The following is a 13,372-nucleotide window of genomic DNA, read 5'->3' as shown; positions in this document are numbered from 1 at the left end:
ACGGAGGCGTGGATATGAACGTACAAACGATCATGGTCGTGGGAGCAGGACAGATGGGCAGCGGAATCGCCCAGGTATCGGCGCAGGCCGGCTTCCAGGTGATTCTGAGTGACGTCAAACAGGAGTTTGTGGAGCGCGGCCTTTCGACGATCAATAAAAACCTGTCCCGCAATGTGGAAAAGGGACGGATGGACGAAGCGGAAAAAGCAGCGATTCTCAGCCGTATCAAGCTTTCTGCCAACCTGGCTGACGGCCGGGAAGCGGACTTTGTGGTGGAAGCCGTGACGGAAAACATGGCTGTGAAGTCGGAAATCTTCAAAAAGCTGGATGAGGTATGCCCGGCGCATACGGTTCTCGCCTCCAACACCTCTTCGCTGCCGATTACGGAAATTGCGGCTGTGACCAAGCGTCCCGAAAAAGTGATTGGCATGCACTTCATGAATCCCGTGCCGGTCATGAAGCTGGTGGAGATTATTCGCGGACTTCAGACGGCGGACGAGGTGTACCAGCTGACGGAGGATTTGTCCAAACAGATGGACAAGGTGCCTGTGAGCGTCAACGACTTTCCCGGCTTTGTTTCCAACCGCGTCTTGATGCCGATGATCAATGAAGCGATCTATTGCGTGTACGAGGGCGTGGCGACGCCTGAAGCTGTCGATGAAGTGATGAAGCTGGGGATGAACCACCCGATGGGGCCGCTCACCCTTGCCGATTTTATCGGGCTTGATACGTGTCTGTACATCATGGAGGTACTGTACGAAGGCTTCGGCGACTCGAAATACCGCCCATGCCCGCTGCTTCGCAAGTATGTGAAAGCAGGCTGGCTGGGCAAAAAATCCGGTCGGGGCTTCTACGTTTACAACTGAGCGTACTCATAAGAGGGAAAGGCAGGACTGACATGGATTTTCGATTCAACGAAGAACAGGACATGATGCGCCGCATGGTACGCGATTTTGCCCAGAAGGAAATTGCTCCATTCGTTCCCGTTATGGAAGAGACGGAAAAGTTCCCCCGCGACATCGTGAAAAAGATGGGGGAGATCGGGTTGATGGGCATCCCCATTCCGGAAGAATGGGGCGGTGCAGGGGCTGATTTTCAGTCGTATATTCTGGCGATTCATGAGATTTCCAAAGTGAGCGCAACAGTCGGGGTCATTTTGTCCGTGCATACGTCAGTGTGCACGAACCCGATCCTGTACTTCGGCACTGACGAGCAAAAGCGCAAGTACGTGCCGCAGCTCGCAACGGGCAAAATGCTCGGGGCATTTGCCCTGACCGAGCCGCATGCGGGATCGGACGCCGGCCGCATTCGAACCTCGGCAGTCCGGGACGGTGACGCCTTTGTTTTAAATGGCAACAAGGTATTTATCACCAACGGCGGAGAAGCCGATGTCTACATCGCCTTTGCCGTCACCGACCCTTCCGTGGGCACGAGGGGAATCTCCGCCTTTATCGTGGATAAAAACACTCCCGGCTTTGCGGTCGGGAAAAAGGAAAAGAAAATGGGGCTGCACGGATCGAGTACGACCGAGCTGATATTTGACAACGCCCGCGTTCCGGCGGAGAACTTGCTGGGCAAAGAAGGAGACGGTTTCACTATCGCGATGGCGAATCTCGATGTGGGCCGGATCGGCATTGCCGCCCAGGCTTTGGGGGTCGCCGAGGCTGCCCTGGAGTACGCCACGCAGTACGCCAGGGAGCGCCAGCAATTCGGACGGCCGATCATCCAGCAGCAAGCGATCGCCTTCAAGCTGGCCGATATGGCGACGACGGCCGAAGCGGCCAGACTGCTCGTGTATCGAGCCGCCGATTTGCGCAGCAAGGGACTTCTCTGCGGCATGGAGGCGTCGATGGCGAAAAAATTTGCCTCCGATGCGGCCATGAAGCTCGCTGTGGAGGCCGTCCAGATTTTCGGCGGGTACGGCTACACCCGCGAGTATCCGGTTGAAAGGCTGTTCCGCGACGCCAAGGTGTCGCAAATTTACGAGGGAACCAACGAGATTCAGCGCATCGTGATCGCCAAGCATTTGCTGTGCGACTAGTACAATGAGACGCGAGGGAGTGGAATCCATGAACTTTCAATTGACCGAAGAACAAGAGATGCTGCGCAAGATGATTCGCGATTTTGCCGAGACGCAGGTAGCTCCCACAGCGGCAGAGCGGGATGAGGAAGAGCGGTTTGACCGGGCGATTTTTGAGCAAATGGCCGAGCTTGGACTCGCCGGCATTCCGTGGCCGGAGCAGTACGGCGGCGCCGGAGCCGATTACCTCAGCTATGTGATTGCCGTAGAGGAGCTGTCACGGGTAGACGCTTCCATCGGCGTTACGCTGTCGGCACACGTTTCGCTGGCGAGCTGGCCGCTTTTCAAATTTGGCACAGAGGAGCAAAAGCAGCGGTTTTTGCGTCCGCTGGCGGAAGGCAAGAAGATGGGCGCGTACTGTCTGACTGAACCCGGGTCCGGCTCCGACTCCGCGGGAATGCGGACCACTGCCGTTCGTGACGGCGATCACTACGTGCTGAACGGCAGCAAGATTTTCATTACGAACGCCGGGGAAGCGGAAATCTACATCGTCTTCGCCGTGACCCAGCCGGAGCTGAAGCACAAAGGGATTACCGCCTTTATCGTCGAAAAAGGTATGGAAGGCTTCACGATGGGCAAAAAGGAAAAAAAACTGGGGATTCGTTCCTCGCCGACGCTCGCTGTCAACTTCGAAGATGTGCGGGTGCCGCTTGAAAACAGGCTGGGCGAAGAGGGGCAGGGCTTCAAGATCGCGATGATGACGCTGGACGGCGGACGCAACGGCATCGCTGCCCAGGCGTTGGGAATCGCCCAGGGCGCCTTTGAACACGCCCGCGACTACGCCAGGGAGCGCAACCAGTTCGGCAAGCCGATCGCGGCTTTGCAGGCGATTCAGTTCAAGCTGGCGGATATGGCGACCAAGATCGAAGCGGCCCGCCTGTTGACCTATCAGGCTGCCTGGCTGGAGGATCAAGGCCTGCCTTACGGAAAAGCGTCGGCCATGTCCAAACTGTTCGCCGGCGATATCGCCATGGAGGTCACAACCGAGGCTGTTCAAGTATTTGGCGGCTACGGCTACACCCGCGAGTACCCGGTCGAACGCTTCATGCGCGATGCGAAAATCACGCAAATCTACGAAGGAACCAACGAAATTCAGCGCGTCGTAATCAGCAACTACCTGCTGAAAGAGTAGGGCGACAGTACTCAGGTGAGATGAGGGCGTTTCATGCACGAAATCACTAGACGGATTCTCGCGGGAGATGTGCGCGGGGCAGCTCGGGCCATCACCTGCATCGAAAACGACTATCCGGAGCGCAACCAAATTTTGAAGGAGCTCTTTCCCCATACCGGCAGAGCAAGGCTGATCGGCATCACGGGTTCTCCGGGGGCCGGCAAAAGCTCGCTGGTCGACTGCCTGATCGGTTATCTGCGCTCGATGAAGATGACGATCGGCGTGGTCGCCGTCGATCCAACCAGTCCGTTTACCGGAGGGGCGCTGCTGGGCGACCGCGTGCGGATGCAAAATCACGCGTTGGACAAAGGGGTTTTCATCCGCAGCATGGGAACGCGCGGCAGCCTCGGCGGTCTTTCGGCCAATACCCGGGACGCTGTGCGGGTGCTCGACGCCTACGGCTGTGACGTAGTTCTGATCGAAACGGTCGGAGTAGGCCAATCCGAGCTGGACGTGATGAGCATTGCCGATACGACAGCGGTGGTGCTCAATCCCGGCGGAGGAGACTCTGTGCAGGCGTTCAAGGCAGGCATCATGGAGATTGCAGACTTGTTTGTCATCAACAAGGCGGATCTGCCGGGTACAGAAAAGCTGCAAATTGAAGTGGAGCAAATGCTCGACCTTGCCAAGCACGACGCTCCCTGGCGCCCGCCGATCGTAAAGACGGTTTCCACCAGCGGGCAGGGGATGGCTGACTTGTGGCAGGAGATAGACCGCCACCAGCAGTTCCTGCGCCAGTCCGGCGAGGCGGATACCCGCCGTTCGCGCCATCTCCGAGACGAGGTGCTGGATATCGTCCGGGATCGTCTCTTTCAACGGCTGCAAGCCGGAATTCGGAGCGGTCAGCACGCTGAAGCGCTGGAGCGGGTGGCTGCCCGCGCGGACGACCCGTACAGCGCCGCCGAACGAATCATCCTTCAATGGTGGGGGCAAAAATCCTGAAAAGACAAGGACCTTGCGGACAGGAAAAAGAAAGATTGGCTTTCCGCGCTCTCCAGGCGTATAATAACGTGGATATCAACATAGAGAGAGCGCGTTTGGTCTTTCTTTTTCCAAATGTTGTCTGACCAAACGCTCAGTCGGTTGGAAAGGTGGATATGTCGTGGAGAAGAAGAAAAACATACCGTCGCTAGTGAAGGACCCCAAGCTGATCGAGAAAAGGCGCGAGCAGATTATTGAGGCTGCCGTCGACCTGTTCATCAACAAGGGGTTCCACAAAACAACGACGCGTGAAATCGCCCGGGCGTCCGGTTTCAGCATCGGCACCCTGTATGAATATATCGAATCAAAGGAAGACGTGCTGTATCTGGTATGCGACGCGATCCACGGAGAGGTGGAAAGCCGTCTGCGGGAGGCCATCACCTTCAACGGAACGGGCCTGAAAAACCTGAAGCTGGCCTTGCGCAGCTTTTTCCGCGTGATGGATCAGATGAGCGACCGCGTCCTCTTGATTTATCAAGAGTCCAAGTCATTGCCGAAAGAAACGCTTCGCTACGTGCTGAGGCGGGAGGAAGAAATCTCGCAAATCTTTGAAGAGATACTGCGCAAAGGCATTGCCGACGGCTCCATCGGCATCGATGAAAAACACGTGAAACTGATGGCAGACAACATCATGGTGCTCGGAGAGATGTGGGTATTCCGCCGCTGGGCGCTAAAGCGCCACTATACGCTGGAGGAGTACACGGAGAAACAGACGGCATTGCTTCTGCGCGAGATCAGCGTTTCCGAGTAGTCTTTCGCACCTGCTCGGTGAGCGCGTCACTTGATTTTCCGGGGAGAGTGAAGCGATGGAAACAGAAGTGTATCGCCCGCAAAACAAGGTTCGTTTTGTCACCGCAGCCAGCCTGTATGACGGTCACGACGCATCGATTAATATTATGCGCCGTATTTTGCAGTCGTCCGGGGTGGAAGTAATCCACCTCGGGCATAACCGATCCGTGAATGATATTGTGACCGCCGCGATCCAGGAGGATGTGCAGGGAATTGCCATCAGCTCCTATCAAGGCGGCCACGTTGAATTTTTTAAATATATTGTCGATTCTTTAAAAGAACGCGGCGCTGGGCATATTCGGCTCTTTGGCGGCGGGGGCGGCGTCATCGTCCCTCGCGAGATACGGGAGCTGGAAGAGTACGGTGTGTGCAAGATTTTTTCTCCCGATGACGGTCGCAAACTCGGCCTGCAGGGGATGATCAACGCCATGATCCGCGAGTGCGATTTCCCTACGGTCAAGCAGCTTGCCAATGAAGTGGAAGGGCTTCAGCGGCAAAATCATCAGGCTGTCGCTCGCCTCATCTCGTTGGCGGAGTACGCCGTGCAAGACCCGAAGCTGTTCGCGCCTGTCGAGGAGCGTCTCACCGAGCCAGAACGAGTAGTGCCGGTTCTCGGGATAACCGGTACGGGCGGTGCCGGCAAAAGCTCTCTGACCGATGAGCTGGTTCGCCGTTTTCTGCGGACGTATGCAGATAAAACAGTGGCAATCCTCTCTGTCGACCCCTCCAAGCAAAAGACAGGGGGGGCCTTGCTCGGCGACCGTATCCGTATGAACGCGAACAACACACCTCGCGTCTACATGCGCAGCCTGGCGACGAGGCAATCCGGCTCCGAGCTCTCTGCTGCAGTAAAGGACGCAATCCGAGTAGTCCGCAGCGCAGGGTTCGATCTCGTCATCGTGGAAACGAGCGGAATCGGCCAAGGGGACGCACAGGTAACTGACGTGTGCGATGTCTCGATGTACGTCATGACCAGCGAGTTCGGTGCACCATCTCAGCTGGAGAAAATCGACATGCTCGACTTTGCCGATCTGATCGCGATCAACAAATTCGAGCGGAAAGGCTCTGAAGACGCATTGCGCGAGGTGCGCAAGCAATACCGCCGAAACCATCAGCTGTTTGAAGTGCCGGATGAAAAAATTCCCGTATACGGAACGATCGCCAGCCAGTTCAACGATCCGGGCACCAATGTGCTGTTTGCAGCCCTGATGCACAAAATCGTGGAGAAGACGGGCGTGGATTGGGAGGTTTCCGAGCTCGATCCGACTCCGGTCAAAACCCACAAGCCGTCGCTGATTCCGGCAGAGCGGAACAACTACCTGCAGGAAATTGCCAACACGGTTCGCGGCCACCGGAAATTCACCGAGGAGCAGTCTGCCATCGCCCGCAAGCTGTACCAGCTTCGCGGGGCCAAGGAGACGCTGCTCGCCTCCGGAGATGAGGATGCCCGGCAGGTGGCTGAAGTTCTGGACAGACAAATCGCCCACTTTGAAAGCAAGCTGCACCCCGAGTGCAAGCAGATTCTCGACAGATGGCCCAAGCTGAAAGAGATGTACAAACAGGATCAGTTCGTCACTAAAGTGCGCGACAAGGAGATCGTGACCAAGCTGTTTACGGAATCGCTGTCCGGTACCCGCATATCCAAGGTGAGCTTGCCGGACTTCCAGGATTGGGGCGAAATTTTGAAATGGTCGCTCAAGGAAAACGTGCCAGGCGAATATCCGTATACGGCAGGCGTGTTTCCGTTCAAGCGGGAAGGGGAGGACCCGAAGCGCCAGTTTGCGGGCGAGGGAACTCCGGAGCGGACCAATCGCCGCTTCCACTTCCTGTCGCAAAATGACGAGGCCAAGCGGCTCAGCACCGCATTTGACTCGGTGACGCTTTACGGGGAAGACCCCGATTACCGGCCGGACATCTACGGGAAAATCGGCACAAGCGGCGTCAGCATCTGTACGCTGGACGACATGAAAAAGCTGTACGCGGGCTTTGACTTGTGCGCGCCGACGACGTCTGTGTCGATGACGATCAACGGGCCGGCTCCGATGATTTTGGCCAAATTCATAAATACGGCGATCGACCAGCAGGTGGAGAAGTTCGTTCAGCGCGAGGGGCGGCAGCCTACGCAGGAGGAGTTCGAACAGATCAAGGCATACACCCTTTCCACTGTGCGCGGGACAGTCCAGGCCGACATTTTGAAAGAGGATCAGGGGCAAAACACGTGCATCTTTTCCACCGAGTTTGCCCTGCGGATGATGGGCGATATCCAGCAGTACTTCATCGATCATAGGGTCCGCAATTACTACTCTGTCTCCATTTCCGGCTACCATATCGCCGAAGCGGGGGCCAACCCGATCACACAGCTGGCATTTACGCTGGCGAACGGCTTTACGTATGTGGAATACTATCTCAGCCGCGGTATGCATATCGACGATTTTGCGCCGAACCTGTCGTTTTTCTTCTCAAACGGCCTCGATCCCGAGTATACGGTGATCGGCCGGGTCGCCCGCCGCATCTGGGCGACGGTGATGAAAAACCGCTACGGCGGCAACGAGCGCAGCCAAAAGCTAAAGTACCACATTCAGACATCGGGCCGCTCCCTGCACGCCCAGGAGATGGACTTCAACGACATTCGCACGACCTTGCAGGCGCTGATCGCCATTTACGACAACTGCAATTCCTTGCACACGAATGCCTACGATGAAGCGATCACGACGCCGACGGAAAATTCCGTCCGACGGGCGATGGCGATCCAGATGATCATCAACAAGGAAATGGGGCTGGCGAAAAACGAGAATCCGCTGCAGGGCTCGTTCATCATCGAAGAGCTCACCGATCTGGTCGAAGAAGCGGTGCTGCAGGAGTTTGAGCGGCTGAATTCGCGCGGGGGCGTTCTCGGTGCGATGGAAACGCAGTATCAGCGCGGCAAAATCCAGGATGAGTCGATGTACTACGAAATGAAAAAGCACAGCGGGGAGCTGCCGATTATCGGGGTCAACACCTTCCTCAATCCGAATGCCTCGGAGGATGACTACGAAATCGAGCTGGCCCGGGCGACGGAAGAGGAGAAGGAGCAGCAGATTCAAAACCTGCGTGCCTTCCAGGAGCGCAATCGCGACGTTGCTCCCGCCGCCTTGAAAAAATTGCAGGAAGTGGCGATGAACGGAGGAAATATTTTCGCCGAGCTGATGGAGACCGTGAAGGTGGCATCGCTCGGACAGATCAGCGCCGCTTTGTACGAAGTGGGCGGGCAGTACCGTCGCAACATGTAAAAGACAAAGGTTTTCACACATAGTGGAAGCGGTTGTCCCCTCGCGAGGCGGCAGCCGCTTCCTGTGCTTTCCCCTTGGTTTTGCCCGCATTTTCCAAGTATTTGCCGTGCAACGGGAGATTTGCCCAAAACCGGCGTTTGAATCCCTTGCATTTTCGTCTAAAATAAGGAATACTGTATCATAGCCAATTTATTGTTGGCTAACTGTGACATGAAATTGGTTATCAGTTAGCACCGGTTATCATGAAGGCTCGGTCGGCTTCACGAAAGCTTGACAGTGGCCCAAGTTTTCTAAATGAAAGGACGTGCCTTGGGTGAGTCAAATACTTGCACATCTGGAACGTGAAAAACTAAACGAAATGGCCTTGGTCGATATCGCATACGAAATTTTGCGTGAAACCAATCAAACCCACAACTTTCGCGATTTGATGGATCAACTGGCCGAGCTGCGCGGAATGAACGAAGAGCAAAAAATGGCTATCATCGCTCAAGTATATACCGAAGTGAATATTGACGGCCGTTTTGTCTGCCTGGGCGACAACAACTGGGGACTGAAGCGCTGGTACCCGACGGATACTGTCGAAGAGACCCAGGAAGGCGGCAAAAAGAAAAAGGTTATCCTCGACGACGACTTCGACGATTACGAGGCGGAGGAAGAGCTGGTCGAGGAATACGAAGAGGACGAGATTGCGATTTTCGAAGAAGAAGAAGAGTTCGTGGAAGAGGATGCGGACGATCTCGACGAAGAGCTTGATCCCGAGCTCGACGAAGATGAGGAGATTGAGGAAGAAGAGCTTTTTGAAGAGGACGACGAATTGGCAGACGAAGATCCTGTCGACACCTTCGACGAGGAAAATGAAGATTTATAATTCTTGACTTACGCTTGGAAGACAAGATAAAATACTCCTTGGGCTTCACATGAAGAAGGATATTATATGGGAAACTACAAAACAAAAGTGCCCCTACCCGATCTGTTCGGGATAGGACTCGCTTTTGTTTTTTCTTTTTTGGGAGCCGTCTTCATTCGTGCATTCTCAATATCAACTAATCCAGGACACAGGGGAAAGAGGGGACGTAAAACGATGACGAAGTACATTTTTGTGACAGGCGGGGTCGTATCCTCGTTGGGAAAAGGGATTACTGCGGCTTCTCTGGGCAGACTCCTGAAAAACAGAGGGTTAAAGGTTGCGATTCAAAAATGTGACCCATACATCAACGTCGATCCAGGAACAATGAGCCCGTATCAGCACGGTGAGGTATTTGTGACCGATGACGGGGCGGAGACGGACCTCGATCTGGGCCACTACGAGCGCTTTATCGACATCAACCTGAGCGCCAACTCCAACATGACTACCGGAAAAATCTACTCTACGGTAATCGCGAAGGAGCGCCGGGGCGATTACTTGGGCGGAACGGTACAGGTCATTCCGCACATCACCAACGAAATCAAGGACCGCATTTTCCGCTCGGGAGAAGAAACAGGGGCTGACGTAGTCATTACCGAGATCGGCGGAACCGTCGGCGATATCGAGAGCCTCCCGTTCCTTGAAGCGATCCGCCAGATCAAGAGCGATATTGGACGCGAAAACGTGATGTACGTTCACGTGACGCTGGTTCCGTTTATCAAGGCCGCTGGCGAAATGAAAACAAAGCCGACCCAGCACAGCGTAAAAGAACTGCGCAGCCTGGGCATTCAGCCAAATGTCATCGTGACCCGTACAGAGCAGCCGCTGTCCCAGGACATGAAAGACAAGCTGGCGCTGTTCTGCGACATCGACAAAAACGCTGTCATCGAGTGTGTGGACGCGGAAACGTTGTACGATGTGCCGCTCCAGCTGCAAGCGCAAGGACTTGACGACTACGTCTGCCGTCACCTCGGGCTCACCTGCCAGGAGGCGGATATGACCGAGTGGAAAGCACTCGTGGCCAAGATTAAAAACCTGTCCAAGACAACCCGTATTGCCATTGTCGGCAAATACGTCGAATTGCCGGACGCTTACCTGTCTGTAGCAGAGGCTCTGCACCATGCCGGCTTCGCCAACGACTCGGCGATCAAGATCAAATGGGTCAGCGCGGAAGAAGTCACTCCGGAAAACGTGCACGAATTGCTCGGCGATGTAGACGGCATTCTGGTACCGGGCGGTTTCGGAGATCGCGGTATCGAAGGGAAGATTACCGCTACCCGCTACGCTCGCGAGAACAAGGTCCCGTTCCTCGGAATTTGCCTGGGCATGCAAATCTCAGTGATCGAATTTGCCCGCCACGTGGCTGGCATGGACGGAGCCAACAGCTCCGAAATCAATCCGGACACGAAATATCCGGTTATCGACCTGCTGCCGGAGCAAAAAAATATCGAAGACAAAGGCGGTACCATGCGGCTGGGCCGAGGACCGACGAAAGTCCTCGAAGGAAGCCTGGCCGAGCGTGCGTACAACAGCACGATGGTGTACGAGCGCCATCGCCACCGCTACGAGGTAAACAACGATTACCGCGAGCAGCTGGCACAGCTCGGCATGCGCTTCTCCGGTACGACTCCGGACGGCCGTTTGGTGGAAATCGTAGAAATAGCGGATCACCCTTGGTTCCTGGCGACCCAATTCCATCCGGAGTTCACGTCCCGTCCGAACCGTCCGCAGCCGTTGTTCCGCGATTTTGTCCACGCGTCTCTGACCAACAAGCGATAGGAAGAAACAAGAAAAACGCACCGGCGGATTTTTGCTGGTGCGTTTTTGCGTGCTTCAAGCAGCCCGGCACGTTCCGAGAAAATTTTGGCTGCACCCGTTTCACCCGCCAACTACGTCTGAAACATGGGAGCGATCCAGGCGACCCAGTGTGCGGCGGGAACGAGCAGGAGCTGCGCCAGCAAAGTGCCGAAAAAGCGGGAGATCATCAGTCCCAAATAGATGTCGCGGATATGGGACATCTCGCCCTGCCCTTGCATCGCCTTGTCTGTCAAGAGTCCCACCTGAGGGTCGATGAAAATGGTCAGGATGATCGTTGCGATGCCGTTGATCGTCCCGGAGGCCGACATGACGGTCGCCTTGAACTCGGGGACAAGCAGCGATGCGTAGAGAGTGGCAAGCACCCCGATGGTGTAAATGCCAGTGACGACGCAGTTTAACAGAAGCAGCCGATACGGAATGCCCCTGATCCGAAAGCGGGCGAGGTCGGGCAGGCGCGGCAAGCGTATGTGATGCTTGACCTGACGGATACTATGGATGGAAACAGTCGTCCGCAGCATTTGGGGCAGCGAGCCTGACAGCTCCAGATGGGCAATCAGCCGTTTGGAAAGCTGTACAAGTGTCGGAAACAGCAAAATAGCCGCCAAAGTCCCCAATGAAGCGGTGCCGATGATCATGTGAAGAAAGGGAAGAACATCCGCATTCTGGGCAGAGGCATGGTCGATCAGCCCTCCGGTGAAGGGGGCCTGAATCATGTTGGAGGTTCGCGAGACGAGGACGATAATTCCGGTCAGGGAGAGCGCAACGGCCAGTCTCCCGGTCTGTACGCCAGCGTACCGCAGCGCGTAGGAGAGCGTCTCGGATGTATGGATAACGAAGGTAAACAGGCAAATGATCCAGACCATGTTCATGACAGCGGGGTCTCCTCACATATACGAATGGTTGAAAATTATTATACTCGAATACGGGCAAGCGGGAAAATTTCGAGGACAGGAGCAGGATTTTCCTGAATTTAGGCGAATCAAGGTTAGTAAAGTTTACGGCCTTATAAGCAGGGGGATGGACGAAACATGCAGGATAAACGGGATAAAAAAGTGTTGGTTGTCGATGATCAGTACGGCATACGCATCCTGCTGTACGAGGTTCTTGGCAAGGAAGGCTATAAAACATTCCAGGCGGCCAACGGAAAAATGGCGCTGGAAATCGTCGAAAAGGAGTCTCCGGACCTGGTCATTCTCGATATGAAAATCCCGGGGATGGACGGCATCGAGATTTTAAAGCACATCAAAAAAATCAATCAGGATATCAAGGTCATTATGATGACTGCCTACGGCGAGCTGGACATGATCAAAGAAGCGACACAGCTGGGGGCGTTGACACACTTCACCAAGCCGTTCGATATTGACGAGCTTCGTCTCGCTGTTCATCAGCAGTTGGCCTGTTAAGTCCGACTGGATAATAGTATCAAGACAAGCGTACCTGTTAACAAGCAGATGTCTGTGGTATAATAAGCCACGTTACAGAGTCTGCTAAGGAGGATTATCATATGCCACTAGTACCTATGACCGCTTTTACCGAAGACGTCAAGAAGCATAAGTATGCTGTCGGTCAGTTCAACCTCAATAACCTGGAATTTACGCAAGCGATTACGGAAGCTGCTATGGAAGAGAAATCCCCGGTCATTTTCGGCGTGTCTGAAGGCGCACTCAAGTACATGGGACTGGATTACACGGTCGCGATCGCCAAAGTAGCGGCAGAGCGCTCAGGCGTTCCTGTTGCGCTGCACCTCGATCACGGCAGCAACTTTGACATCGTCATGAAATGTATCCGTGCCGGCTTTTCTTCCGTGATGTTCGACGGATCTCACCATTCGTTCGAGGACAACATTCGCCTGACGAAACAGGTTGTGGAGGCTGCCCGTGCGGTTGGCGTCTCTGTTGAAGGCGAGCTCGGTACCATTGGCGGAGTAGAAGACGATTTGTCTGTTGACGAAGAAGACGCTACTCTTGCAAATCCTGAGGAAGCGATCCGCTTCTGGGAAGAAACCAAAGTAGACTATCTGGCTATTGCTGTCGGAACAGCCCACGGCATGTACAAAGGCGAGCCGAAAATCCGTTTTGACATCATCGAAAGGGTGGCAAACAGCATCGGTTCCCCGATCGTTCTCCACGGCGGTTCCGGTGTTCCGGATGAAGCGATTGTCAAATCGATTTCTCTCGGCGTCGGAAAAATCAATGTAAATACAGAAAGTCAAGTCGCATGCACGGAAACAGTACGCAAGGTGCTGGCAGCCAAGCCAAACGAGATCGATCCGCGCAAATATCTCGGTCCGGCTCGCGAAGCGATCAAGGAAGTCGTCAAAGGCAAAATGCGCCTGTTCGGCAGCAGCAATCGCGCGTAAC

Annotated in this window: 11 protein-coding genes; 10 read left to right on the top strand and 1 reads right to left on the bottom strand. The window is 55.0% G+C overall.

Annotated features, from left to right (window positions below):
* Positions 1-14 precede the first annotated feature (14 nt).
* The 8 genes from Q3F21_RS02795 (at position 15) to Q3F21_RS02760 (ending at position 10,973) form a co-directional block, all read left to right on the top strand.
* Positions 15-866, top strand: a complete 852-nt coding sequence (locus tag Q3F21_RS02795; RefSeq protein ID WP_340249932.1) for a 3-hydroxybutyryl-CoA dehydrogenase — start codon at positions 15-17, stop codon at positions 864-866.
* Between the two features lie 32 nt (positions 867-898).
* Positions 899-2,041 (top strand): acyl-CoA dehydrogenase, encoded by a 1,143-nt coding sequence (locus tag Q3F21_RS02790; protein ID WP_340249930.1) that lies wholly within the window; start codon positions 899-901, stop codon positions 2,039-2,041.
* A 28-nt stretch (positions 2,042-2,069) separates the two neighbouring features.
* Positions 2,070-3,212, top strand: coding sequence for an acyl-CoA dehydrogenase (locus tag Q3F21_RS02785; protein ID WP_340249928.1), 1,143 nt, complete (start codon positions 2,070-2,072; stop codon positions 3,210-3,212).
* Positions 3,213-3,245: 33 nt separating this feature from the next.
* Positions 3,246-4,193, top strand: a complete 948-nt coding sequence (gene meaB / locus Q3F21_RS02780) for a methylmalonyl Co-A mutase-associated GTPase MeaB (protein WP_340249926.1) — start codon at positions 3,246-3,248, stop codon at positions 4,191-4,193.
* A 160-nt stretch (positions 4,194-4,353) separates the two neighbouring features.
* Positions 4,354-4,983 (top strand): TetR/AcrR family transcriptional regulator, encoded by a 630-nt coding sequence (locus tag Q3F21_RS02775; RefSeq protein WP_340249924.1) that lies wholly within the window; start codon positions 4,354-4,356, stop codon positions 4,981-4,983.
* Positions 4,984-5,038: 55 nt separating this feature from the next.
* Complete coding sequence (gene icmF, locus Q3F21_RS02770) at positions 5,039-8,290, top strand: fused isobutyryl-CoA mutase/GTPase IcmF (protein ID WP_340249922.1); 3,252 nt, start codon at positions 5,039-5,041, stop codon at positions 8,288-8,290.
* A 313-nt stretch (positions 8,291-8,603) separates the two neighbouring features.
* Positions 8,604-9,158, top strand: coding sequence for a DNA-directed RNA polymerase subunit delta (gene rpoE, locus Q3F21_RS02765; RefSeq protein ID WP_340249920.1), 555 nt, complete (start codon positions 8,604-8,606; stop codon positions 9,156-9,158).
* Positions 9,159-9,371: 213 nt separating this feature from the next.
* Positions 9,372-10,973 (top strand): CTP synthase, encoded by a 1,602-nt coding sequence (locus tag Q3F21_RS02760; protein ID WP_340249918.1) that lies wholly within the window; start codon positions 9,372-9,374, stop codon positions 10,971-10,973.
* 110 nt (positions 10,974-11,083) lie between these two features.
* On the opposite strand, the gene Q3F21_RS02755 is transcribed toward Q3F21_RS02760, so the two are convergent.
* Positions 11,084-11,881, bottom strand: a complete 798-nt coding sequence (locus tag Q3F21_RS02755; RefSeq protein ID WP_340249916.1) for a lipid II flippase Amj family protein — start codon at positions 11,879-11,881, stop codon at positions 11,084-11,086.
* Between the two features lie 159 nt (positions 11,882-12,040).
* On the opposite strand from Q3F21_RS02755, the gene Q3F21_RS02750 reads away from it, so the two are divergent.
* Together Q3F21_RS02750 and fba are read left to right on the top strand one after the other, a co-directional pair.
* A complete protein-coding gene (locus Q3F21_RS02750) occupies positions 12,041-12,415 on the top strand; it encodes a response regulator (RefSeq protein ID WP_003388454.1) in 375 nt (124 codons plus the stop codon).
* A gap of 101 nt (positions 12,416-12,516) precedes the next feature.
* Positions 12,517-13,371 (top strand): class II fructose-1,6-bisphosphate aldolase, encoded by an 855-nt coding sequence (gene fba, locus Q3F21_RS02745; protein WP_340249913.1) that lies wholly within the window; start codon positions 12,517-12,519, stop codon positions 13,369-13,371.
* Position 13,372 lies beyond the last annotated feature (1 nt).

This window comes from Brevibacillus borstelensis (genome assembly GCF_037834415.1).
GTDB lineage: Bacteria > Bacillota > Bacilli > Brevibacillales > Brevibacillaceae > Brevibacillus > Brevibacillus borstelensis_A.
Note: the sequence above shows the minus strand (reverse complement) of the source record. Positions and strands in the feature narration are given on the sequence as shown.

Bases quoted from the DNA above. Each gene is read 5' to 3' on its own strand.
- Q3F21_RS02785 (WP_340249928.1), top strand. From the start codon at position 2,070: ATGAACTTTCAATTGACCGAAGAACAAGAGATGCTGCGCAAGATGATT.
- Q3F21_RS02795 (WP_340249932.1), top strand. From the start codon at position 15: ATGAACGTACAAACGATCATGGTCGTGGGAGCAGGACAGATGGGCAGC.
- Q3F21_RS02755 (WP_340249916.1), bottom strand. From the start codon at position 11,881: ATGAACATGGTCTGGATCATTTGCCTGTTTACCTTCGTTATCCATACA.
- Q3F21_RS02790 (WP_340249930.1), top strand. From the start codon at position 899: ATGGATTTTCGATTCAACGAAGAACAGGACATGATGCGCCGCATGGTA.
- Q3F21_RS02750 (WP_003388454.1), top strand. From the start codon at position 12,041: ATGCAGGATAAACGGGATAAAAAAGTGTTGGTTGTCGATGATCAGTAC.
- fba (WP_340249913.1), top strand. From the start codon at position 12,517: ATGCCACTAGTACCTATGACCGCTTTTACCGAAGACGTCAAGAAGCAT.
- icmF (WP_340249922.1), top strand. From the start codon at position 5,039: ATGGAAACAGAAGTGTATCGCCCGCAAAACAAGGTTCGTTTTGTCACC.
- meaB (WP_340249926.1), top strand. From the start codon at position 3,246: ATGCACGAAATCACTAGACGGATTCTCGCGGGAGATGTGCGCGGGGCA.
- Q3F21_RS02760 (WP_340249918.1), top strand. From the start codon at position 9,372: ATGACGAAGTACATTTTTGTGACAGGCGGGGTCGTATCCTCGTTGGGA.